The organism is Rhodococcus sp. WAY2 (assembly GCF_009859915.1).
Classification (GTDB): domain Bacteria; phylum Actinomycetota; class Actinomycetes; order Mycobacteriales; family Mycobacteriaceae; genus Rhodococcus_F; species Rhodococcus_F oxybenzonivorans.
Genome location: NZ_CP046575.1, coordinates 164,473 through 185,408, shown reverse-complemented (window position 1 = coordinate 185,408; position 20,936 = coordinate 164,473). Strand labels below are relative to the sequence as shown.

Annotated in this window: 21 protein-coding genes and 2 pseudogenes; 13 read left to right on the top strand and 10 right to left on the bottom strand. The window is 65.0% G+C overall.

Going from position 1 to position 20,936, the window contains the following annotated elements; translation table 11 throughout:
- The first annotated feature begins 421 nt into the window (after positions 1-421).
- Together ctaD and GFS60_RS37650 are read left to right on the top strand one after the other, a co-directional pair.
- Positions 422-2,182, top strand: coding sequence for an aa3-type cytochrome oxidase subunit I (ctaD, locus tag GFS60_RS37655; RefSeq protein WP_159929762.1), 1,761 nt, complete (start codon positions 422-424; stop codon positions 2,180-2,182).
- A 42-nt stretch (positions 2,183-2,224) separates the two neighbouring features.
- Positions 2,225-2,788: a hypothetical protein gene (locus tag GFS60_RS37650; RefSeq protein ID WP_159929760.1), complete on the top strand. Its 564-nt coding sequence runs from the start codon at positions 2,225-2,227 to the stop codon at positions 2,786-2,788.
- Positions 2,789-3,013: 225 nt separating this feature from the next.
- Here GFS60_RS37650 and GFS60_RS37645 read toward each other — a convergent pair.
- Positions 3,014-3,298 (bottom strand): annotated as a pseudogene (locus GFS60_RS37645) (transposase); the annotation flags it as partial.
- 11 nt (positions 3,299-3,309) lie between these two features.
- Between GFS60_RS37645 and GFS60_RS37640 the strand changes: the two are divergent.
- Positions 3,310-3,962: pseudogene (locus GFS60_RS37640) on the top strand (transposase); the annotation flags it as partial.
- Between the two features lie 100 nt (positions 3,963-4,062).
- Here the strand turns inward: GFS60_RS37640 and GFS60_RS37635 are convergent.
- The 3 genes from GFS60_RS37635 to GFS60_RS37625 all read right to left on the bottom strand — a co-directional run bounded on the left by GFS60_RS37635 (position 4,063) and on the right by GFS60_RS37625 (position 7,319).
- Entirely contained in the window at positions 4,063-5,292 is a 1,230-nt protein-coding gene (locus GFS60_RS37635; protein WP_159929758.1) for a L,D-transpeptidase, read from the bottom strand.
- Between the two features lie 148 nt (positions 5,293-5,440).
- On the bottom strand, positions 5,441-6,094 hold the full coding sequence (locus tag GFS60_RS37630) for an adenylate/guanylate cyclase domain-containing protein (protein ID WP_159929756.1): 654 nt from the start codon (positions 6,092-6,094) through the stop codon (positions 5,441-5,443).
- 73 nt (positions 6,095-6,167) lie between these two features.
- Complete coding sequence (locus GFS60_RS37625) at positions 6,168-7,319, bottom strand: hypothetical protein (protein WP_159929754.1); 1,152 nt, start codon at positions 7,317-7,319, stop codon at positions 6,168-6,170.
- A gap of 222 nt (positions 7,320-7,541) precedes the next feature.
- Between GFS60_RS37625 and GFS60_RS37620 the strand changes: the two genes are divergently transcribed.
- The 5 genes from GFS60_RS37620 (at position 7,542) to GFS60_RS37600 (ending at position 13,051) form a co-directional block, all read left to right on the top strand.
- Entirely contained in the window at positions 7,542-7,799 is a 258-nt protein-coding gene (locus GFS60_RS37620) for an SHOCT domain-containing protein (protein ID WP_328799872.1), read from the top strand.
- Between the two features lie 33 nt (positions 7,800-7,832).
- The gene (locus GFS60_RS37615) at positions 7,833-8,540 is read left to right on the top strand and encodes a response regulator transcription factor (RefSeq protein ID WP_159929752.1); all 708 of its coding nucleotides are present in this window, start codon (positions 7,833-7,835) and stop codon (positions 8,538-8,540) included.
- Positions 8,537-9,637 carry a HAMP domain-containing sensor histidine kinase gene (locus GFS60_RS37610; protein ID WP_159929750.1) on the top strand — a complete coding sequence of 367 codons (1,101 nt, stop codon included), beginning with the start codon at positions 8,537-8,539 and terminating at the stop codon, positions 9,635-9,637. The genes GFS60_RS37615 and GFS60_RS37610 overlap by 4 nt, the downstream gene beginning before the upstream one ends.
- Before the next feature lie 130 nt (positions 9,638-9,767).
- Positions 9,768-11,360 (top strand): multicopper oxidase family protein, encoded by a 1,593-nt coding sequence (locus GFS60_RS37605; protein ID WP_159929748.1) that lies wholly within the window; start codon positions 9,768-9,770, stop codon positions 11,358-11,360.
- Positions 11,361-12,763: 1,403 nt separating this feature from the next.
- Complete coding sequence (locus GFS60_RS37600; protein WP_319617550.1) at positions 12,764-13,051, top strand: hypothetical protein; 288 nt, start codon at positions 12,764-12,766, stop codon at positions 13,049-13,051.
- A 354-nt stretch (positions 13,052-13,405) separates the two neighbouring features.
- Here the strand turns inward: GFS60_RS37600 and GFS60_RS37595 are convergent, their stop codons facing one another.
- The 5 genes from GFS60_RS37595 to GFS60_RS37575 all read right to left on the bottom strand — a co-directional run bounded on the left by GFS60_RS37595 (position 13,406) and on the right by GFS60_RS37575 (position 16,199).
- Positions 13,406-13,744: a DUF1707 SHOCT-like domain-containing protein gene (locus GFS60_RS37595; RefSeq protein ID WP_159929746.1), complete on the bottom strand. Its 339-nt coding sequence runs from the start codon at positions 13,742-13,744 to the stop codon at positions 13,406-13,408.
- Complete coding sequence (locus GFS60_RS37590) at positions 13,737-13,997, bottom strand: hypothetical protein (protein ID WP_159929744.1); 261 nt, start codon at positions 13,995-13,997, stop codon at positions 13,737-13,739. Before GFS60_RS37590 ends, GFS60_RS37595 begins: the two co-directional genes overlap by 8 nt.
- Positions 13,997-14,185 (bottom strand): hypothetical protein, encoded by a 189-nt coding sequence (locus GFS60_RS37585; protein WP_159929742.1) that lies wholly within the window; start codon positions 14,183-14,185, stop codon positions 13,997-13,999. Before GFS60_RS37585 ends, GFS60_RS37590 begins: the two co-directional genes overlap by 1 nt.
- A 543-nt stretch (positions 14,186-14,728) precedes the next feature.
- On the bottom strand, positions 14,729-15,229 hold the full coding sequence (locus tag GFS60_RS37580; RefSeq protein ID WP_159929740.1) for a hypothetical protein: 501 nt from the start codon (positions 15,227-15,229) through the stop codon (positions 14,729-14,731).
- 52 nt (positions 15,230-15,281) lie between these two features.
- On the bottom strand, positions 15,282-16,199 hold the full coding sequence (locus tag GFS60_RS37575) for a WD40/YVTN/BNR-like repeat-containing protein (protein WP_159929738.1): 918 nt from the start codon (positions 16,197-16,199) through the stop codon (positions 15,282-15,284).
- A gap of 335 nt (positions 16,200-16,534) precedes the next feature.
- Between GFS60_RS37575 and GFS60_RS37570 the strand changes: the two genes are divergently transcribed.
- The 5 genes from GFS60_RS37570 (at position 16,535) to GFS60_RS40625 (ending at position 19,938) form a co-directional block, all read left to right on the top strand.
- A complete protein-coding gene (locus GFS60_RS37570) occupies positions 16,535-16,768 on the top strand; it encodes a metal-sensitive transcriptional regulator (protein WP_236603754.1) in 234 nt (77 codons plus the stop codon).
- A gap of 126 nt (positions 16,769-16,894) precedes the next feature.
- Positions 16,895-17,125 (top strand): heavy-metal-associated domain-containing protein, encoded by a 231-nt coding sequence (locus GFS60_RS37565; RefSeq protein WP_159929736.1) that lies wholly within the window; start codon positions 16,895-16,897, stop codon positions 17,123-17,125.
- Between the two features lie 49 nt (positions 17,126-17,174).
- Positions 17,175-19,481, top strand: coding sequence for a heavy metal translocating P-type ATPase (locus GFS60_RS37560; RefSeq protein ID WP_159929734.1), 2,307 nt, complete (start codon positions 17,175-17,177; stop codon positions 19,479-19,481).
- A gap of 53 nt (positions 19,482-19,534) precedes the next feature.
- Positions 19,535-19,783, top strand: a complete 249-nt coding sequence (locus GFS60_RS37555) for a multicopper oxidase domain-containing protein (RefSeq protein WP_159929733.1) — start codon at positions 19,535-19,537, stop codon at positions 19,781-19,783.
- On the top strand, positions 19,717-19,938 hold the full coding sequence (locus tag GFS60_RS40625) for a multicopper oxidase domain-containing protein (protein ID WP_442972244.1): 222 nt from the start codon (positions 19,717-19,719) through the stop codon (positions 19,936-19,938). The genes GFS60_RS37555 and GFS60_RS40625 overlap by 67 nt, the downstream gene beginning before the upstream one ends.
- Positions 19,939-20,411: 473 nt before the next feature.
- On the opposite strand, the gene GFS60_RS37550 is transcribed toward GFS60_RS40625, so the two are convergent.
- Positions 20,412-20,909 carry a hypothetical protein gene (locus GFS60_RS37550; protein WP_201453727.1) on the bottom strand — a complete coding sequence of 166 codons (498 nt, stop codon included), beginning with the start codon at positions 20,907-20,909 and terminating at the stop codon, positions 20,412-20,414.
- Between the last annotated feature and the right edge of the window lie 27 nt (positions 20,910-20,936).

Sequence of the window (20,936 nt, the reverse complement as noted above, 5' to 3'; positions counted from 1 at the left end):
GTGACCTGACAAGGACAGACTATCAGTCGCGGCCCCCGCACCCCGGACGCTGCAAATATGCGCAGTGGAAAGCCTCTGATGTATGGGTTGATTGACCACGTCACCCCTGGTGATAGCCCTTTGCCTGCGTCGTGGCACTCGAAATGCTGCCCGGATAGAGGAGGCCGTAGCGCGGATGGCGATGTCAGCAATGCTGATCTACGCAACCGATCTTTCTGTGGGGGAGAGGAATCGTAGCGTGCCGCCGAATCCTGCTGTCACGAGGCGTAATTCGTATGAGCCCAGCTGGGGGGTGTGTTGTGTCAGTGGGAACGGGTTCCCGCTGCGAACCTCCCGACCCCCCCAACTACTATGATGCATAGTAGTTGATCTAAGCTGCAGAACGTCTCATCACTTGTGTCTCGACAGGAAGCGGGAACGTATGACCGCCATCGCACCTACACCGGTCCCCTCGCGGCCGTATCCTCCGCGTAGGGCAGCTAAAGGGTCGTTCGTCGTCAAGATGATCACCACGACGGACCCGAAGGTGCTGGGGATCATGTATTTGGTGACCTCCTTTGCGTTCTTCCTGATCGGCGGCCTGATGGCACTGATCATGCGTAGCGAGCTCGCGGTGCCGGGGATGCAGTTCTTGTCGAACGAGCAGTACAACCAGCTGTTCACGATGCACGGCACGATCATGCTGCTGCTCTACGCGACTCCTGTCGTGTTCGGGTTCGCCAACTTCATCCTGCCGCTGCAGATCGGCGCCCCCGACGTGGCGTTCCCGCGGCTCAACGCGTTCAGCTACTGGCTGTACCTGTTCGGCGCGATCATCACCACCGCGGGATTCATCACCCCCGGTGGTGCCGCCGACTTCGGCTGGACTGCTTACACGCCGCTCAGTTCTGCAGTCAGCTCGCCGGGAATGGGTGCTGACTTCTGGATTGTGGGGCTGGTGGTCTCCGGATTGGGCACGATCCTCGGTGGCGTCAACATGATCACCACGATTGTGTGCCTGCGCGCTCCCGGTATGACGATGTTTCGGATGCCGATCTTCACGTGGAACATCTTGGTCACCTCCATCTTGATCCTTATCGCGTTCCCACTCCTGACCGCGGCGTTGGCGGCTCTGTTGGTTGATCGCAAGTTGGGTGGCCACATCTTCGACCCGGCCAACGGCGGAGTGTTGTTGTGGCAGAATCTGTTCTGGTTCTTCGGCCACCCCGAGGTATACATCATCGCGCTGCCGTTTTTCGGAATCGTCTCGGAGATCTTCCCGGTCTTTTCCCGCAAACCGATCTTCGGCTACACCGGTCTGGTCTACGCCACTCTCGCCATCGCGGCCCTGTCGATCGCGGTGTGGGCGCACCACATGTACGCCACCGGCGCGGTCCTGCTGCCCTTCTTCTCCTTCATGACGTTCCTGATCGCCGTCCCAACGGGGGTAAAAATCTTCAACTGGATCGGCACCATGTGGAAGGGGCAGTTGACGTTCGAGTCGCCGATGCTGTTCTCGATCGGCTTCCTCATCACCTTCCTCTTCGGTGGCCTGTCCGGCGTGCTCCTGGCGAGCCCGCCGCTCGACTTCCAGTTGACAGACACCTACTTCGTGGTCGCCCACTTCCACTACGTGGTCTTCGGCACCGTCGTGTTCGCCACCTACGCCGGCATCTACTTCTGGTTCCCGAAGATGACCGGCCGCATGATGGACGAGCGTCTCGGCAAGTGGCACTTCTGGACCACCTTCGTCGGCTTCCATATGACGTTCTTGGTCCAGCATTGGGTGGGTAACGAGGGCATGCCGCGCCGCTACGCCGACTATCTGCCCTCGGACGGATTCACGGTCCTGAACGCGATCTCCACGGTCGGTGCCTTCGTCCTGGGGGCGTCGACGGTGCCGTTCGTCTGGAACGTCTTCAAGAGCTATCGGTACGGCGAGGTCGTCACGGTCGATGACCCGTGGGGGTTTGGTAATTCGCTGGAGTGGGCGACAAGTTGCCCGCCGCCGCGGCACAACTTTACCGAGCTGCCCCCAATCCGTTCCGAACGTCCCGCGTTCGAGATGCACTACCCGCATATGGTCGCGCGGATGCGGGCCGAAGCCCATACCGGCAACCGCCACGCGGCTTCGAGCGCCCTCGCCGAAGACGTCATGCCAGGCGAACTGAGCGATTCCCCCACGAAGCCAGGGCGCGCCTAACTCCTCGGCGATTCTGCCGAGGGTGAAGATTGGAACAGACTCATGGAATCGAGCGTCGTGCCGGTGATCACAGTGCCGGCGACGAACGAGGCGACGGCTGCTCTCACCGATTGGTTGATTCGAGAACTGGTACCCACCGTGTTGGAGGGTGTCAGTCTCGACCAGTCGGCTGGTGGTTTGCGTGACCTGCCCGCCATTACGGCCCACCACATCGTCAGGCCCCGTAAACTTCGAGTCCACGTCAGATATCTGCGGCGCGTAGTCGATACGGCGGAACGACACTTGCGGCGCAACGGCGATGGCGCAGTGCAGTATTCGATGACAGGCAATGGCGTTGATCGTGTTCGTCCTGTCCAGGATGTACTGCCCGATCAAGTGATGGATGCGGCAGCTCGCGTTGGCGGGGACGTCGCGGAACTCGGCAGTATGGCGGCAGCGTTGGCCAACCGGGTGCTTCTACTCGCTGGGGCAATCGTGGGTTCCGGCGGAGGAATGATGTCGCCCGACAGTATCTACTCGGCGGCGACCGAATCATATTGTTCCGTCCTGGCATCTTTGTGGCATACCGATCCGAATGCGAGGGTTGAGCTGAAGGTTGTGTGGTGACCCTGCGCATCCCCGAGAGTCGCGACTCAACGTTCAGCGATAGAAGGCTGACACGCCGAACGACCGCGCTTAACTCAGCCTGAATTCACCGATTCGCTGACCTGATCGTTGCGAGTTTCGTTGGGCGGCATGGAACGGTGTGTGGGCATGGTTGAGCGTCCGACCTCTCGTGTCGGGTTGTTCCACTGGGTCTTTCGCGTCGAGGGCGGGCAGGTGTCCTGGGCGTTAGGCGACGATCGGGTGTGCGCGACCGAAGGTGTTATCGAACAAGTTGTGCCACGCTGTTTCCCACGGCCAGTCGGTCGGCAGGTGCAGCGTCAACCGTCTCGCCGAGGACGCGATGCGCGCGGGGACCGAGACGAGGGTGCGCCAGAGGGTGCCGGTGGTCGCTTTCGTCAGCTTCGGATCGCCGGTGAGGGTGCCGGCAGCACGGGTGAGATTGAACGCCATCACCGCGCAGACCAGCCAGGCGGCGTTCGCCGAAAACGAGTTCGACGGTAAATGCGCGAGAGTGACTCGGCTACGACGCGGCCGCGGGACGCCGGCGGAGACGCGTGGCCCGCGCCATCGACGACCTCGAGGACCTGGTCACCGCGACCCGGCAGATCACCGCGCAGACCCGACGGCGGCTGGCCGGCCAGATCCCGGACGGAGCTACCCGGCGGGTCAGCCTGCACGACCCCGACGCCCGGCCCATCGCCGAGGGACGGCTCGGTAAGCTGGTCGAGTTCGGCCACAAGGCCCAGCTCGTCGAAGGCGACGATGGGGTGATCGTGGACCACAACGTCGAACGCGGCAACCCGGCCGACGCACCCCATCTGGCACCAGCTGTGGATCGGGTCCGCACACGCGCCGGCCGCCCACCCCGCACGGTCACCGCCGACCGCGGCTACGGCGAGAAGGCCATCGAGGACGACCTCCGCGACCTCGGCGTGCGCAATGTGGTGATCCCTCCCATGGGCAAACCTCGGCTGGCCGGCGAGCCGAGGAACACAGACCAGCGTTCCGACGAACAATCAAGTGGCGCACCGGAGTCGAAGGCAGAATCAGCGCCCTCAAACGTGGATACGGCTGGGACCGCACCCGCATCGACGGCACCGCAGGCGCCAAGATATGGGTCGGCCGCGGGTCCTGGCGCACCAACCTGGTCAAGATCAGCACCCTGGCAGCGTGAAAGGCGCCGATCGAGGGAGTCTGTGGCCAACCAATCGCGACCGGCCGCGAGTGGCCGAATCATGCACACTGAGGCGCCTCGTTTTTGGAGGTCGAAGTAGCTAGACCAGCGCGCTACCGGTCAACCACTGATTCCAGGAGACGCTCCAATCACCGTTCTGCCAGATTTCGAGGGGCGCACCACCTGTATTCTTGATCTCGACGACGTCGCCGGGTTGAGAGAAGTTGAAAAACCACTGTGCGTTGTCGGCATTGAGATTGAGACATCCGTGGGAGACGTTCGTGTTTCCTTGCGCCCACACCGTGCTGTCGAGTTGATGCAGATAGACGCCGTCAGTGCTTATCCGCGTGGCATAGTTGATCGCCTCTTTGTATCCAAGCTTTGAGTTCACCGGCAGCCCGTACGTCGATGAGTCCATGATCACGGGGTTGGCCTTGTCCATGACGGTGTAGGTTCCCGGTTGGGTCCAAAATGAGATCGTCTGCCCGTTGATCACTTCGCTTCCGCCCATGCCCATCGAGGTGGGCATGATGCGCATCAAGGCGCCGTTCTCGTAGACGCTGACCTGTTTGGTGGTGTCGTCGACGATGGAGACGTGGGACGCGCCAATCGTGAAAGAAGTTCGACTGTCTTCCTGGCCGTACAGTCCGTCGCCGAGCTGCACGCCGTACACGTTCGCTTCCGCGGTGATCTTGGTGCCGGGTTGAAAATATTGTTGCGGCCGCCAGTGGGCATTTTGGTCGTCGACCCAATACCAGGAGCCTTCGACGGGGGGATCCGTGGTCACGGACAGCCGTTGTTCGGCCGCGGCTCTGTCGCCGATCTCTTCGTCGAAGTGCGCGACGATGACGGTACCCACTCCGTAGGTTCCCCCATCGGTGAGGAAGTTACCGGCGGTGGTAGTCAAGTACGCCTTTGTCTGGTTCCGTGGTTCGACCGTGGTGAACGTACTCCTCTGCGTTGCCGGCGTTCCGGCGTCTCCACGACTGGCGATAGTCAGGGTGTAGGTCTTGCCATAGCCGAGTGGCTCGTCCGGCTTCCACGAGGTGTTGTCCGGCGTCATCACTCCGGCGATGGTTGTGCCCTGCTGATTGGCCATGACCACCGAGTCCAGGGTTCCGTCCGTGGCATTGACGGTGACGGGGCCCATCGGATCAACGTCTTGCGCTCCGGGTGGAGGAGTGATCGTGATCGCGGCGGGCTGTGCGTCCGCCGAAGACTCCGCGGGGGAGGACGTCTGCGACGTCGGAATGGAGCAGCCGGCGATCAGCACAACACTGGCGACAATGCCCGCGACGAGCCCGATTGTCCGGCGACCGTGAACGGGCATGACATCCTCCTTCGATAGTGTTGGCTGTGCCGCGTCACGGATTGACGACGGATCGTCACTACTATCGGACATAGTAGTCGGTCGAATCGGCTCCGTTTGACGATCCTGCGATGCGCTGCTTCCTCTGGCGGGTTCGCCTCTAATCCGGTTACGGTTCAGAGAACCGTTCGGGGTCTTCGGCGAACGCGGCAGCGCAGGCCAAGGAACAGAACTGGTAATCGGTGCCCCGGTGGCGCAGTCGGCCCGCAGCAGTTGATGTGCGAATGCGCATTCGGCATACCGGGTCCACACCGCCCGACGCGGTGGCGGCACCGAAGTCGAGGTCGAACAGCGCCACGGGTGTCATCAGATTCCTGAAGGACATCAGGCCGATGTCAAGGACGCCGATCCCCGCGGCGTGGGCTGCCTCTGCGATCGGGCGGCTAGTGAGGATCTGGCCGCCGGCCGCTGCAGCGGTAATGCGCGCAGCAAGGTTGACCGTCGTACCGAAGATGTCGTCGTGACGTTCGACGATCGGTCCGACGTGTGCGCCGACGCGGAGGGCCGGAAAGTGGTCGGCCTCGCTGCAGGTTTCGAGAATCCGACGGATCAGTTCGAGTCCCGAGGTGGGGGTCGTCGAGGTCAACAAGACCGCATCGCCGATTGTCTTGACGAGTCGGTCGGGCGAAGTGAGCACTGCGCGAGTGAGCTCCGCGAAGTGCTCGGCTACGTCGGCGGCTTCGGTGTCGCCGTGAACTTCCGTGAGCGCCGTGAATCCGGATAGATCGACGAACAACACTGCGACAGCGTTCGACCCGTTCATTCCGCACCCTCTCCACGGCGCCACACGTGTCGGCCGCGGTCTTCCCAGCACCCTAGACTTGGACTGTAGGAGTCTACCGGCTCGACCGCACCGCATCGCTGCCGTGGATGGGATCGGTATGGTTGCGGCGATTTCGGTGTCCGTTCCTGTACGACGCGTTGGTCCGGTTCCCGGCATCGCCGGTGTAGGCGAGCACCAGTACTACCCCTGTCGAAACCATGGCTGATACGAGCACGGCGCCGGCGGCAAGTTCCGGCGACCATCTGATGCCCTCGCTGAGTTGCAGCTCGACCAATTGTGCCGACCAGATGGCGAGAGGAACTGTGAAGGCAATGCCGAGCGTACGCAGGTGCGCGGACATGCTCCGTCCTGCGACCGCGAGAGCGATGTCGATGATGAGTCCGGCAACGAGCACGGCGAGAACCACCGGCAAGTCGGTGAAGTCCTGCACCATCACAGCGAGCAACGCGAGGGCCGTCACGAACACGGTGATCGCACCGAACGGGAGACGCCGACAGCGAAGCAGATACGCCAGCGGCGCTACCAACACCAACGACGTGATCAGATAGCTCGCAAGGCCCGCAACCGCCGGCGTTTCGGTGGCAGCGTGCTCGGCGGTGCCCTCCGGAAAGTTCTCCACGGCGCGTAGCGGAGCGTCGGTGGTGAACGCGGATAGATAGCTCAGAGCAAATCCCGCCATCGCCGCGATCGAGGCAGCTGCAAGCATGGGGGGAGCTTTCCACGTCGCCGCATCGGGGGTCTTCGCGCGGACGGCAAGTACGGGTCCACTGAAGAGCAGCGCGGCACCACCGAACAACAGCAGGTGTGTCGGACTCAAGAGTGCATCGATGCCCGTCTCAATACCGAAAATCGAGTGCCACAACATATCTCCAACCCCGCCGGCGCCGAAGATCAACGCGCCGATCAGCGCCCAGCCGTATCCGCGCGGAGGTGCCGCCGCCGCCCTCACCCACGACTCGCGCGGAGCGCGCCGGCGGATACCCATCATCACCAGCAGCGCGATCGACGCGCCAAGACCGCCATACAACAGCGCATGCCACCAGGTGAAGAATGAGTCGGGCAGCTCCAGCCAGTGTGCCCGCCCGTCGAGGTGAACCGCGACGACGATCCACACACTCACCGCCGCCATGCAGATGTCCTCGATGTTGGTGCTGTCAGCCCCGGGTCCAGGGTGCATCGTCCGATCGCCTTTGGCGGTAGTCATCACCGTCTCCTCTCTCGCGGTTGCACAGATCGGATAGGTCAAGCAGATCTGAACCTATACCCTGTAAGGGTATTAGTCAATCGGCATGTCCATTCGGGATGCGTCCATTCACCCTCTCGGCGATCCGGGAGCGTCTTGCTTCCGATCCAGCGCAGTGTTGTGGGCTTCCTTCACGAAATCTTCATGGGTTGCGTGGCCTTTTGGCAGGTGAGATCAGGGACAGTGAAGGACGAACAGTTGGAGGTCGATGTGATGATGGGTTGGTACGGCGGAGCCGGCTGGATGATGATCGGAATGGCAGGTTTCTGGCTTCTGGTGATTGGTGTCCTGGCCTGGGCGATCGTGCGGGTCTTCCCCCGACAACCTCGCGTCGGAGAGGACCCTCGACAAATCCTGGACCGTAGGTTTGCCTCCGGTGAGATCGACGAGGCTACTTATCGGGCCTCGGTCGATGTCCTGAACGTCCCACACCGCAGATAGTTGCACTGTGGCTGTTGTCGATAACCTGGCACGGTGAGCGGCGGTACGCAGCGGATTCTGGTGGTCGATGACGAGGTGGCGTTGGCCGGTGTGATCGCCAGCTATCTGAGAAGGGAGGGATTCGAGGTCGTACTCGCTCACGACGGGCCGTCGGCGATCGAGACCGCTCGGGAGGCCGATCCGGTCCTGGTGGTCCTCGATCTGATGCTGCCGGGGTTTGACGGGGTCGAAGTGTGTCGACGCTTGCGCACGTTCTCGGATGCCTACGTGCTGATGTTGACAGCTCGCGGCGACGAGCTGGACAAGGTCGTGGGCCTGTCGGTGGGTGCCGATGACTATGTAGTGAAGCCGTTCGGGCCGCGCGAGCTGGTGGCTCGGATCAAGGCGATGCTGCGCCGGCCCCGATCGGCAAGCACGCCATCGGGGGAAAGCGAGGAGCCGGTGCGTCGGTTCGGGCCACTGGAGCTCGATCCGGTGGCCAGAACGGTCACGGTCGACGGAAAACCGATAGACCTCACGCGCACCGAGTTCGATGTGCTGAAGGCACTGTCGGCGCGGCCACGCGCAGCGCTGGGTCGACGTCAGATCATCGAGGCGGCGTGGGGTCCGGGGTGGTTCGGCGATGAACACGTCGTCGATGTTCACATCAGAGCATTGCGCCACAAACTCGGCGACGATGCGGGAGCCCCGCGATTCATTCGAACCGTGCGCGGCGTCGGCTACGGGATGGTGGCGGGGTGAGGTCCCTGGGTTTGCGCGGTCGGCTGCTGGTAGCCCAGTTGCTGGTTTTGCTCGTCGGCGCTGTCATTTTGACTGCGGTGGCCTCAATGGTGGCCACCCCGTTGTTCCGTATCCACCTCTCTGCGGCCGGTGTTGACAACCCGACGGTGCGATCACACGTCGAGCAGGCGTTCGCGCTCACCGTCGCGACGGCGCTCTCTGCCGGTGCCGCGTTCGCCCTGACCGCTGCGACTGTCGCGTCGTGGCTCCTGGTCCGCCGGATCACCGCCCCGGTAAGCCGGCTCGTTGCGGCCGCCGACGATGTCGCCCATGGCCGATACACATTCAGCGCCAAGGCATTCGGAGCGGACGAGGATTTCGCGCGACTCGAGCGGGCGTTCGCCGACATGGCCGGGCGATTGGATCGCACGGAGCGCACCCGCGCGCAGATGCTGGCCGATCTGGCACATGAGTTACGGACCCCCGTTGCCACACTCGACGCATACCTGGAGGGGTTGGAAGACGCCGTACTGCCGGCGGACGGTTCGTCCTGGGACGTCATGCGAAACCAACTCGACCGGCTCCGGCGGCTGGCGTCGGACATGGCCGACCTATCCGCGGTGGACGAGAACGCGCTCGTACTGAACCTGCAGGAAGTCGATCTATCGCAGGTGGTGTCCGCGGCTGCTGCGGCCGCGGCCCCGCGGTTCGCAGACGAGGACATCGCGCTGTCGGTTCGCCTCTCGCACCTTCCGGTGTTGCCGCTCGATCGACAACGTATCGAGCAGGTACTGGCGAACCTGCTCGAGAATGCCCTGCGACATACCCCGGCCGGCGGCGCGGTCACCATCAGCACCGCGTTGGCCGACCCGGAGCACGTGCAGATCAGCGTGCAGGACACGGGCGACGGAATCCCGGCGGATCAGCTCGAGGCGGTGTTCGGCCGTTTCCACCGCCTGGACCCCGCCCGCCGCCCGGACGGCAGCGGCCTCGGGCTGACGATCGCACGCAGTCTCGTGCGCGCCCACGGGGGCGCGCTGACCGCGTTCAGTGAGGGCCGCGGACACGGGGCCCGACTCGACCTCGTGCTCCCCGTGGCGCCAGCCGAATTCCCCTGAACAGAGGGCCAACGTCAAGGGATGGCAACCTTCATCAAATCCTCATCCAAGCAACACCGGTTCCAGTCATGACGCACTGAGGCTGGGGACGCACCACCCCCACGTCGCCGAGAACACTGAAGGAAAGTACATGAGCGAGAACATCCAGTCCCCACTCGGCCTCAGTCGGCGGGCGTTTCTCACGGCTGCGGGGGTCGGCGTCGGTGGCATCGTGCTGTCGGCCTGCTCCCGTACCCCGACAAATCCCAATGGGACAGCGATCGATGAAAGTGCGATAACCGCAGCCGAGGATAAACGGCCCCACACCGGACGTACGGTGAACTACAGTCTCACCCCGCAGAACGCCGAGATCGACCTGGGCGGACCGAGAGTGCGCACGTTAATGTACGGCGACACCGTGCCCGGAACCCCGATCCGCGCCAGCATCGGAGACGAGTTGGCCGTGAAAGTGACGAACCGGCTGGACCGCCCCACTTCGGTGCACTGGCACGGCATCGCCCTCCGCAACGACATGGATGGGGCGATGCCTGCCAGCCCCGACATCGCGCCGGGCCAGAGCTTCACCTACCAATTCTCGGTCCCGCACTCCGGCACCTACTGGGCGCACCCGCATGTCGGAATGGACACGGACTACGGGCTCTACCTACCGGTCATCGTCGACGATCCTGGCGAGACCGGAACCTACGACACCGAGTGGATCGTGGTCCTCGACGACTGGACCGACGGCGTCGGCAAGAACCCACAGGACATCCTTTCCGACCTTCGCAAAGGCGGGATGGGATCCATGGGCACCGAGTCGGGCGGCATGTCGGGAATGCCCGGGATGAGCGGCATGCCCGGAATGGATCAGGGAACCCAACCGAGCAGCCCACCAGCACCCGGCGCAACGATGTCCGGCGGCGTGGGCGCCAGCGCCCTGCTGGGCGGGGATGTCGGCGATGTCAGCTACCCCTACTATCTGATCAACGGCCGCATACCAGAAGCCCCGACAACCTTCTCGGCCAAACCGGGTCAGCGCGTACGGATCCGCATCATCAACGCCGGAGCGGACACCGCGTTTCGGGTCGCACTCGCCGAACACAAAATGACCGTCACCCACACCGACGGCTTCCCGGTCCAGCCAGTCGAGGTAGACGCCCTGCTGCTGGGAATGGGAGAACGGTACGACGTCATCGTGACCGTCAAGGACGGCATCTTCCCTCTGGTAGCGATGGCTGAGGGCAAGAACGCGCAGGCGCGAGCCCTACTGACCACCGGAGCCGGCTCCGCACCGGCGCCGACATATCAGCCCGCCGAGCTCAACGGCCGAGTCGGGACCGTCGACAACTTTGTGGCGACCGAGAACGTGATGCTGCCGCAGGGCCAGCCCGACGTGAACCTGAAGGCCGATCTCAGCGGGGACATGACGAGCTATGCCTGGAAGATCAACGGGCGCACCTTCGACGACACCGAACCATTGACCATCCGGCAAGGTCAGCGCGCCCGTCTGACGTTCACCAACATGACGATGATGTGGCATCCGATGCACCTGCACGGGCACACCTTCCAGGTCGTCAAACCGGACGGGTCTGCCGGGCCGCGTAAGGACACCGTCGTGGTTCTACCCATGCAATCGGTCGCCGTCGATCTCGTCGCCGACAACCCCGGTGACTGGATGATCCACTGCCACAACGGGTACCACATGGACGCCGGTATGATGACCCGACTCGACTACACCACCTGAATATGGTTGGCGGTGATGCCGGAAACGTCGCCTGGTTCACCGCGACATTCGGCCTGCCGGGCGGACGATGCCTTCAGGCCATCGCCCGGCCGCCATCTGGCCAAAGGAGAAGATGAACCACGACCGCCACACGTGTCGGTGTCGTCCCCAGGCTGTTCGGCTGAAGACGCGACTGGTGCGTTGCCGCAGGACTGATCCGGCTCAGCGCTCTCGGCGTCTACCCGGTGACCCCACCGGTACCTTCGGCTTGGCAGACAGGCAGGTCGACACTTGGGGGCCGGCATGTAAAGGAGCAGTCGTCGCGGTCGGACTAGTTGCCTCGCAGGAGGTTCATCCGCGTCGGCAATCGCGACGCCGGAACCGCGCTCTCGGCCTAGGCATCAAGAGGTATCGCGAAGGGAGATTATTCCTGCTCGCGTTCCTCTTTGGCCCCATCGGTCTTGTTGGCACAACCCTGCTACGTGCCAGCCATTCCCCGGCCGCCGAGGGGATGGGTACACGATAGGTCCCGCTGCACTGTCAGCATTCGGACGTGGGCTCGCCCCTCGTCCGTTCCGGCGAATGTTGCAACGGACCAAGTCGCATACGACGGCGTGCGCGAGCAGCATCTGACGCTTCCGCTGCACGTCGGCTCCTGGATGCGGTTGACGGTGCGGCATGACGTCGTGGCCGCGCCGGCGCCTGAACTGTGGAAGAGGCAATGGCACACGCGTCGTCGGTAACCCCATCCCCGCAGAAACCGTGCAGCCCACTTCTGGCCTGGTGGCCGTACGAACCCCTGGTAGGGACGATGTGGCGCCCGAACCTGGACCGCTTGGGCGCCGGAAAACTTGACTTCTACTATCTACGTACGTACATAGTAGAATAGCCCGGCGCGCACGCGCCGGGATACGTGAGGTCAGAGGAGTCACCATGGAAATGCTCGCGAACCTGCAGGCCTGGATCGACTGTCAGATGATGATGTTCGGCGGCCAGATGTCCGAAATGTGCGCAGCGATGATGCCCGGCTAACCACTCCTCAGCGGCGACCACCCGCACCCGTCCGGAATGGGAGGAATCACAGTGACCCGCGGCATCGTCCGGTCGGTCCACAGCCCCAACCCGGGCGGGAGCGGTGTCGAGCTCAGTGAGGGAGGTTCTGGTCGGCGCGCCGCTGCCGACCGACCAGTCCACCGCTTTAACGCCGCGGCAGTGGACTGCCGGACACCCTGGCGTTGGGGCGGAATGGTCCAGATCGTGCGCCTTTCTGACTCGTCGAGACGTCTGATCGGCGCCGTCCCTGCTCGGCGCCGGTGAGCGTCCTCATTGTCACAGAACGCTTGTGCAGCTTCTCCATTGGAGCGACTCGACCGGCGAAGCGGGAAAGAGTCTCGCGACCAGTGCGGGTGTGGCGCACGCTACGGGTGTCCTCGTTCGACCGACTCTCTGATGCAAACCCCGCGGCACCCTCGTTCAACACTTGCGCAAGGAGCATCAACCATGTCCACAAGCACACACACCTTCCGCGTCGAGGGCACTGCGGCAGCTGCGCACTGCTGATCGACGACGCCCTCGACGACCTTCCCGGCGTCCGCCGCACGTGGACCACCAAGGGGTGCACCGTCGTCGCCCTCGACCTGCACCACCACAGCCCCACAGACGTTGTCGACACCATCGCAGCACTCGGCTATCACGCCTGTCTAATGACGTGACTTGAGCGCCTCGACGCCGTACTCCGACCCCCAGAGCTGGTCCTCGCCGGGCCGCCGACGGCCGAAAACGGGGACCTCGAGCGTGACCCCCGGCCGCGAGCGCGTGGTGCTGGCATCGAAGACTTGTGTCCCTCTGGGGCGAAGTGCTCGCATCCCAGTGTCCGCCCCGACCAGATGCGATGCGACGATGCACTGTCTGCGCGTGCCTCACCGTGCGCGTCGAGCCGAAGGGCTGGTAGGGAGGAAACGGGCGGGCCGCTCGCTCCGTCGGCCCGCCCGGGGAGCCGCTGCGCTCCGCCGGGAGTCACCGTCTACGAGTCGATACCATCCGCTACCGCCAGTGAGCGCACACGCTCATCCACACCCCATGCCCGGTATCATCGTCGCCGTCATCGCGGCAGCTGTCGGAGAACCGGCGAACGTGACCAACAGTCCGGCCAGCAGTACCGACAGGCCAATGACCATCGGCCCAAACGTCTTGTGGCCGGGATGAGCCGGGACCGGTGCCGGAGCCGATGGCGGCAGATCGCTCGTCAAAGCTGCCAGTTCCCCGAGCGTGCGCGCGCGGTATGCCGCCGCAATACGGTCGGAGTACTCGTCCAGCGTCAACCGCCCAGTGCCGACCTCGCGCTCCAGCGTGATGGCGATCTGATTCCGATCGGTGTCGGCCGCTCGAAGGAAGGGCTCAGTCATCGACACCACCACCCGTCGTCAGCGGACTCGACCCACCGCGGGCAGACCGCGTCGGCGGTGCGTTCTTCGCCGCCGAGTCCTGCCTCTGGAGTGCGTGAAGTTCCTTCCGCAATTCCGCCACCTGCCGGCTCACCGACCCAGACTCCCCAGACCTCGCAGATCCACCGTGGCCGCGGCGCATCGGCCGGATGCAGAAGAGGTAGGTGGCCGTCAGCGCCGCGGCCGCAATGACGGCGGCACTCCACGTGGACATCAGGATCCCTGCCGCTCAGCACGGTCGGCCTTGAGCGCGTTGATCTCCTCGCGCAACTGCCTGAGCTGCTGTTGCTCGCTCGCGTCATCGGCTTCCTTGTTCTGCCCGCCGCGCATCATCATCCACATCATCAGACCCATCCCGATCGGGCAGGCCAGGACTGCTACCCCCAGAAGCAACTGCTGCATGACTCCTCCGAACCGGGTCGGGATTTTTCATCCCCGAACCCTCATCTACTATCTACGTACCTAGATAGTAGATGAGTTCTCGGGCTGATATCCAGGAAGGTCGTGTCTCGGAACCGGAGCTTTGCGGCGAAGCCCCGATTGTGATTGGTGCTCGCACGCTGGCGGGCATGACGCCCTCCGCGTCCCCGGCTATGGTCCGTCGTGATCTGCGACGGAGCTACCCTGCGCAAGGAGAGAACCGCCCAATTGTCTGAGCACGTGGAGAGTGGGCGAGAGTGCCCAATCGGCCGGACCGGTCCGAGCACCGCACCGTAAGCTGCGGGCTTCCTGCCCTGTCCGGTGTGGGCCCGATCGGCTTCGGGTGCGGCTGCTCCTGACCGCGGTCGTGTCGGACCCAATTCACAGCACGATGTTGCGCCAACGAGTTTGCCCTGCGCGTCGGCTGCGCCTGCACGACCGTTCGTGACAGCAACCGCCGCGCTGAGTCATTCGGCATGCCTTGCGAGGCAATTGTGTGAGCTTTGCCGGCGTACTTCGCACGGCCTATGGAGTGCTCGGTGTTGTTGCCTCTGCGGCTGGCGGCATGTCGGCGCCGGTGGCGGGGTCGTCCCGGAATTGCGGTGGGAGTGCGGCGTTGGCGTGGGCGGCCGCGGTCGGGGCGCAGACTTGCATTTCCTTGCGGGCGATGAGGAGGAGTCCTGGTGACCGTCCGGTCTCGTCGTCGATGGGGAAGTTGGCGTCGGGATAGGCCCGGGTGAACGCCACCAGTAGGTCGACGTCACTTTCGATGCGACGTTGCGCCGCCTCGTCGGTGTCGGGCGCGCAGAGTGCGGCCATATCGTGCAGCGCGGCGTGGGCACGCTCCGCCTCCGCGGGCGGCGCGGCGCTGCCCGCGTCGGTCGGGCTGGCGTCGATGGTGGAGGCATCGTCGCTGTTCAGGCGCATGAGAGTGGCGACGAGCAGCCCGGCCAGGGTGATCGCGAGGAGTGCGAGGATGACCACCGTCGGTGCGAGGCACCGGCGGGCGGGGGTTAAGTCGCTCATGAGTGGACCGTGGGTTGGCGGCCGGTGGCCGAGGTTGGGGGATGAGCCGCGTTCATGCGGTCGGTGTCCAAGTCGCGCCGTTGTCGGTGCTGCGGTAGACGCGGGCCTGCTGGCCGTCCAGCGCACCGGCGTACACGGTGCGCCCGCTCTGGTCGTAGCTGACGGCAGTGGCGCCCATCGGCAGGGTGACCGGCCGCCAGGTGGCCCCGCCGTCGGGGGACACGCCGGCGCCGCCCATGCCGACGGCGAGGACCTGTCGGGTGTCGGTGGGGTTCCATGCGGCCGCCATCGCCCCGGTGGGGCCGCCGAGCGGCGTCCAGGTCCGGCCGCCGTCGTTGCTGGCGGTGAGCCCGCCGGCCATGTCGGGGGCGATCAGTCGGTCTGGGTTGTTCGGGTCGACGAGGATCGTCCCCATGAATGACCGGCCGGTTTGGGCGCTCCGCACTTGCCAGCTGGCTCCACCGTCGGTCGAGGCCAGTAACCCGGCCCGCGGCGAGCCGGCATACATCGTTGCCCTGGCACCGCCGAGCGCGTGCACATCGGGTAACGCGGCTGCACCGGTTGCCGGGGTGAAGGTGGTGCCGCCATCGGAGGAACGGTAGAGGCCCGGGTGTCCGCCGACCAGGACCTGGTCGTCGGTGGTGGCCCAGCCCATCGCGTCTGCCCCCTGTAGGGATGGCACCGGCTGCCACTGGCGGCCGCCGTCTCGGGAAACCGCGACCGCGGCGTGCCCGCCGACATAGAGCGCATCACCCACGACCGTGACGGTGTGCAGGTCCCCGCCCACCGCGGGTGGCGCTGACGACGCCAACTCGGTTGTGCTGTCGCGGGTGGCGAGGAAGACCCCGCCCACAACCAGCACCAGTGCGAGCACCGCGGCCGCCCACCATATCCGCGACTTGCGTCGACCAGCGGGAATCAAAGCGCCGCGAGAGCCCATTTGCGGCGTGGGGGAGGTTCGGCTCGGCATGAGTGGATGTCCTCGTGTAGGCGGCGAAAGAGATCTCATCTACTATCTACGTACATAGGTAGTAGATGAGAACGTAGATGGTAGTTGAGTTTCGAAACGCTGACGAGCCTGGACTCGGCGGGCTTGCGCGCCACGGCGGTCGCCACGGCGGATCGGTCTTCCGGCCACGCGGCGGGAGCGAGCATTCCCGGTGGCTATACCCAACCCCCCAAGGGTATGGTATTGTGTTGCTCAGGGCAGCCCCCATCGGCATGACCGAGAGAAGGGTGGGCGATGATCACTGTGGCGCCGGGTGGTTCGGCCTCCGAAGCCGCCCATCTCAAGCGCCTGCGCCGGTGCAGCGGACGGTCGACCGGGACAAGTACTGCATTGAGGTCGTCACCCAGATCGCCGCCGCGACGAAGGCATTAGAGGCGGTGGCGTCGATGCTGCTCGACGAGTATCTACGTCACTGTGTGAGCAACGCCGTCCGCGCCGACGGGATCGTCACGGACGAGACGATTCAAGGAAGCCTTCGCGGCGATCGCACGTCTCGCGCGCTCCTGAGTATCCCGCTAAGAAAGGAATGAGGCACCCGTGAAACCGACCCGCCCCGTCGCCCTCCCCCTGGCTCGGCCCGAGGCAGCCGGATGCGCTGTTGCGCCCCGCAACAGAGTGTCCCCACCATCCCGACTTCGACCGTGAAGGACAACACCATGGCCGCCACCATCAGCACCAGCTACCCAGTGACCGGGATGACCTGCGGCCACTGCGTCGACGCTGTCACCGAGGAGCTGCGCACACTCCCCGGCGTCGTTGAAGTGAGCGTCGACCTGGTCGCCGACGGTACCTCGACGGTCACCGTCACCGGCACCACACCGCTCACCGGTGGCCAGGTCGCCGCCGCCCTGGACGAGGCAGGCGACTACAACCTGGCCACCGCCTGACGCCCCCGCGCTCCACCGCCGGGTAGACATCCACGGGAGAGGACAGCACATGAGCACCACCGACCACGCCGCAGGGCTCGATCAGCCCAACAGCATCGAGCTGTCCATCGGCGGCATGACCTGCGCCTCCTGTGCGGCCCGGATCGAGAAGAAGCTCAACAAACTCGACGGGGTCAGCGCGAGCGTCAACTACGCCACCGAGAAGGCCAAAGTCATCTATAGCGGACCCATCCAGCCTGCAGAGCTGGTCGCCACCGTGAAGGCCACCGGCTACACCGCCACGCTTCCCCCGCCCCCGACGGCCGAAGGCGGCGTGCAAGTCGAGAAAACCGGAGCCGCCGCCGAGGAACCGGACGAGGCAGCCTCGCTACGGATCCGGCTGCTGATCTCGCTCATACTGACCGCCCCCGTCGCAGCCCTGTCAATGATCCCCGCGCTGCAATTCACCAACTGGCAATGGCTCGCCCTGACAATGGCGTCGCCCGTCGTGGTGTGGGGTGCGTTGCCGTTCCACCGGGCGGCGTGGGCCAACGCCCGCCACGGCGCAGCCACGATGGACACCCTCATCTCCGTCGGTGTCACCGCCGCCTACCTGTGGTCGCTATGGGCGTTGTTCCTCGGCCACGCCGGCATGCCCGGCATGCGGATGACCTTCAGTCTGCTCCCCGACACGAGCGCGAGTGCCGATCACATCTACCTCGAGGTGGCCGCCGCGCTCACCGTGTTCATCCTCGCCGGCCGTTACTTCGAGGCACGGGCGAAGAAACGCTCCGGCGCGGCCCTGAGGGCCCTGTTGGACATGGGCGCCAAGGACGTCGCCGTGCTGCGTGACGGTGCCGAGACCCGGATCCCGATCGCACAACTTGCCGTCGGGGACGTGTTCATCGTCCGCCCAGGCGAGAAGGTCGCGACCGATGGAGTCGTCACCGAAGGCGCCTCGGCGGTGGACGCCTCGATGCTCACCGGAGAATCCGTCCCGGTCGAGGTGCGGCCCGGCGACGAGGTGATCGGTGCGACAGTCAACGCCGGCGGCCGACTGCTCGTGCAGGCCAGGCGGGTTGGGACAGACACCCAGCTGGCCCAGATGGCACGGCTGGTCGAGGACGCACAGAACGGCAAGGCCCAGGTCCAACGCCTGGCGGACCGGGTCTCGGCCATCTTCGTCCCGATCGTCATCGCTTTGGCTCTGGCCACCCTCGGTACCTGGCTGGTGACCGGTCATACGGTGACCACGGCATTCACCGCCGCCGTCGCAGTGCTGATCATCGCCTGCCCCTGCGCCCTCGGGCTCGCCACCCCCACCGCCCTCATGGTCGGCACCGGACGCGGCGCCCAGCTCGGCATCCTGATCAAGGGCCCGCAGGTGCTCGAGTCCACCCGACGGGTCGATACGATCGTGCTCGACAAGACCGGCACCGTCACTACCGGACGGATGAGCCTGGCGGCGGTTCACCCGGGTGCAGGCGAAGACCGCACCGAGTTGCTGACACTGGCCGGAGCGCTCGAAGCCGCCTCCGAACACCCGATCGCCCAGGCCATCGCGGCCGCCGCCAAGAACATCGACATCCGACAAGTGCCGTCTGTCGATGTGTTCACCAACCACGACGGCCGAGGCGTCACCGGCGTCGTCGACGGCCACGCCGTGCTGGTCGGCCGCCGCAGCTGGCTCGCCGACGAGTGGTCCCTGACCGCACCGAACGCGCTCACCGCCGCCGCAGAGGAGGCGGAGTCGCAGGGCACAACCCCCGTGTGGGTGGCCTGGGACGGTGCGGTACGCGGGGTGATAGTCGTCGCCGACACCATCAAAGACACCTCGGCCGAGGCGATCGCCCAGTTCCGGCAGCTCGGCCTGCGGCCGGTTCTGCTGACCGGGGACAACCGCCGGGCCGCGCGTGCGGTCGCCGCGCAGGTCGGCATCGATCCGGATGATGTGATCGCCGAGGTCCTGCCCGCCGGCAAGGTCATCGCGATCAAGGAGCTGCAGGCGCACGGCAAAACGGTGGCGATGGTGGGAGACGGCGTCAACGACGCCGCGGCGCTCGCCCAAGCCGATCTGGGCCTGGCCATGGGCACCGGCAGCGACGTCGCGATCGAGGCCTCCGACCTGACGCTGGTCCGCGGCGATCTGCGCGCGGCCGCGGACGCCATACGCCTGTCCCGCTCGACGCTCACGACGATCAAAGGCAACCTGTTCTGGGCGTTCGCCTACAACGTGGCGGCGCTACCCCTGGCAGCGTTCGGTCTGCTCAACCCGCTCATCGCCGGTGCCGCGATGGCGTTCAGCTCCGTCTTCGTCGTCAGCAACAGCCTGCGGCTGCGCCGCTTCGCCACCCATGCAACCGAAGGACCCGCCTGACCGGGTTACATTCCGGGGCAACCAAGGGCCGGGTCGGGACCGTCGACAACTTTGTGGCGACCGGGAACGTGATGCTGTCGCAGGGCCAGCCCGACGTGAACCTGAAGGCCGGTCTCGGCGGGGACATGACGAGCTATGCCTGGAAGATCAACGGGCGCACCTTCGACGACACCGAACCATTGACCATCCGGCAAGGTCAGCGCGCCCGTCTGACGTTCACCGACATGACCATGATGTGGCATCCGATGCGCTACACGGTCACACCTTCCAGGTCGTCATACGGACGGGTCTCCCGAGCCTAGGACACCATCGTGGTCCTACCCATGCGATCAGTCGCCGTCGATCTCGTCCAGACACCCCCGGTGACTGGATGATCCACTGCCACAATCGGTACCACATGGACGCCGCACTCGACTCCACCAGCGGCACCGTCACCCGCATCCCCGGCGGTGCCTGACGAGTTCTGGGTCATGCGGGCGCCGTCGATCTCCGGAATCGCGGACGGATCAGCCCCGGAGAGGTTGGGTGCGACGACCACGGAGCCCGGATCACCCTCGGCCCGCGACCCGCACAGATTCTCGCCGTGGGTTGCACACCTCCGGCACGTGCGGCGATGGAGATGGCCACACACGTGCGCTCAGCCAGCAGGCAGGTCTCGCACCGTTGAAATCGAGCGGCTAACCCTCGGCTAACCCCGATGGAGGACTCGCCGGATCCACCGAGGCAAGAAGATCCTCTCAGTCCTCGCCAAGGATGACAGGACGAGGCCCTGGTTGCCTGTTTCGATCGAGCACTCCGATGCGTCAGTTGGTTCCTGCTGGCCATCGGGCGGGTCGGGAATTGGAAAGCGCAGTGGCGTTGCGGATTCGGCGATTTTGCCAAATGATCCCGATAGAATCGGGATGTGTTGGGAGTCAATGAAGTTCGGTGCTACGGAGATGGCGCCCTGTCGGGATGGCCGGCGGGCGACAGTGCCGGGACAGCGCTGGGCGAAGATGAAATTCGGCAGACCCGTTCGCCCCGCAGCCGTCTCCATAACGCCCAACTGAGCAGCCCGAGCGAGACGACACCGAGTACTGGTTGCAGGGGAGCCCACACGTTCAATGCGCCCGTGATACCGACTGCCATCACGACCAGTTTGTTGCAGATGGGGCAACCGACAGCCAGAAGCGAGAGCACGTTGCCGCCGACCCCTACTCGCGATGAGGCGGCTGACGGGGCATCGGTGCGAACGTACGTGGCAACGATCAGGCCGCTCAAGACCGCGGTTGCCGCCCAAATTGGGTAGTTCCACCACAACACCGGTGTCATCCGCTGATACAACGACGTGGGTACGACGTCGGTGGGGATGCCGACCGCAAGCGCCGCCACCACCATGCCGAACAGTGCGACAAGCCACCGTCGTCTCGGCCAGTGGGCAATCGTCATGGAATCCTCCCGCATACGGCAAACTAC

What these genes read in the sequence shown, in the direction of transcription:
- ctaD (WP_159929762.1), top strand. Translation starts at nt 422, where the DNA reads ATGACCGCCATCGCACCTACACCGGTCCCCTCGCGGCCGTATCCTCCG.
- GFS60_RS37650 (WP_159929760.1), top strand. Translation starts at nt 2,225, where the DNA reads ATGGAATCGAGCGTCGTGCCGGTGATCACAGTGCCGGCGACGAACGAG.
- GFS60_RS37635 (WP_159929758.1), bottom strand. Translation starts at nt 5,292, where the DNA reads ATGCCCGTTCACGGTCGCCGGACAATCGGGCTCGTCGCGGGCATTGTC.
- GFS60_RS37630 (WP_159929756.1), bottom strand. Translation starts at nt 6,094, where the DNA reads ATGAACGGGTCGAACGCTGTCGCAGTGTTGTTCGTCGATCTATCCGGA.
- GFS60_RS37625 (WP_159929754.1), bottom strand. Translation starts at nt 7,319, where the DNA reads ATGACTACCGCCAAAGGCGATCGGACGATGCACCCTGGACCCGGGGCT.
- GFS60_RS37605 (WP_159929748.1), top strand. Translation starts at nt 9,768, where the DNA reads ATGAGCGAGAACATCCAGTCCCCACTCGGCCTCAGTCGGCGGGCGTTT.
- GFS60_RS37595 (WP_159929746.1), bottom strand. Translation starts at nt 13,744, where the DNA reads ATGACTGAGCCCTTCCTTCGAGCGGCCGACACCGATCGGAATCAGATC.
- GFS60_RS37590 (WP_159929744.1), bottom strand. Translation starts at nt 13,997, where the DNA reads ATGTCCACGTGGAGTGCCGCCGTCATTGCGGCCGCGGCGCTGACGGCC.
- GFS60_RS37585 (WP_159929742.1), bottom strand. Translation starts at nt 14,185, where the DNA reads ATGCAGCAGTTGCTTCTGGGGGTAGCAGTCCTGGCCTGCCCGATCGGG.
- GFS60_RS37580 (WP_159929740.1), bottom strand. Translation starts at nt 15,229, where the DNA reads ATGAGCGACTTAACCCCCGCCCGCCGGTGCCTCGCACCGACGGTGGTC.
- GFS60_RS37575 (WP_159929738.1), bottom strand. Translation starts at nt 16,199, where the DNA reads ATGCCGAGCCGAACCTCCCCCACGCCGCAAATGGGCTCTCGCGGCGCT.
- GFS60_RS37565 (WP_159929736.1), top strand. Translation starts at nt 16,895, where the DNA reads ATGGCCGCCACCATCAGCACCAGCTACCCAGTGACCGGGATGACCTGC.
- GFS60_RS37560 (WP_159929734.1), top strand. Translation starts at nt 17,175, where the DNA reads ATGAGCACCACCGACCACGCCGCAGGGCTCGATCAGCCCAACAGCATC.
- GFS60_RS37550 (WP_201453727.1), bottom strand. Translation starts at nt 20,909, where the DNA reads ATGACGATTGCCCACTGGCCGAGACGACGGTGGCTTGTCGCACTGTTC.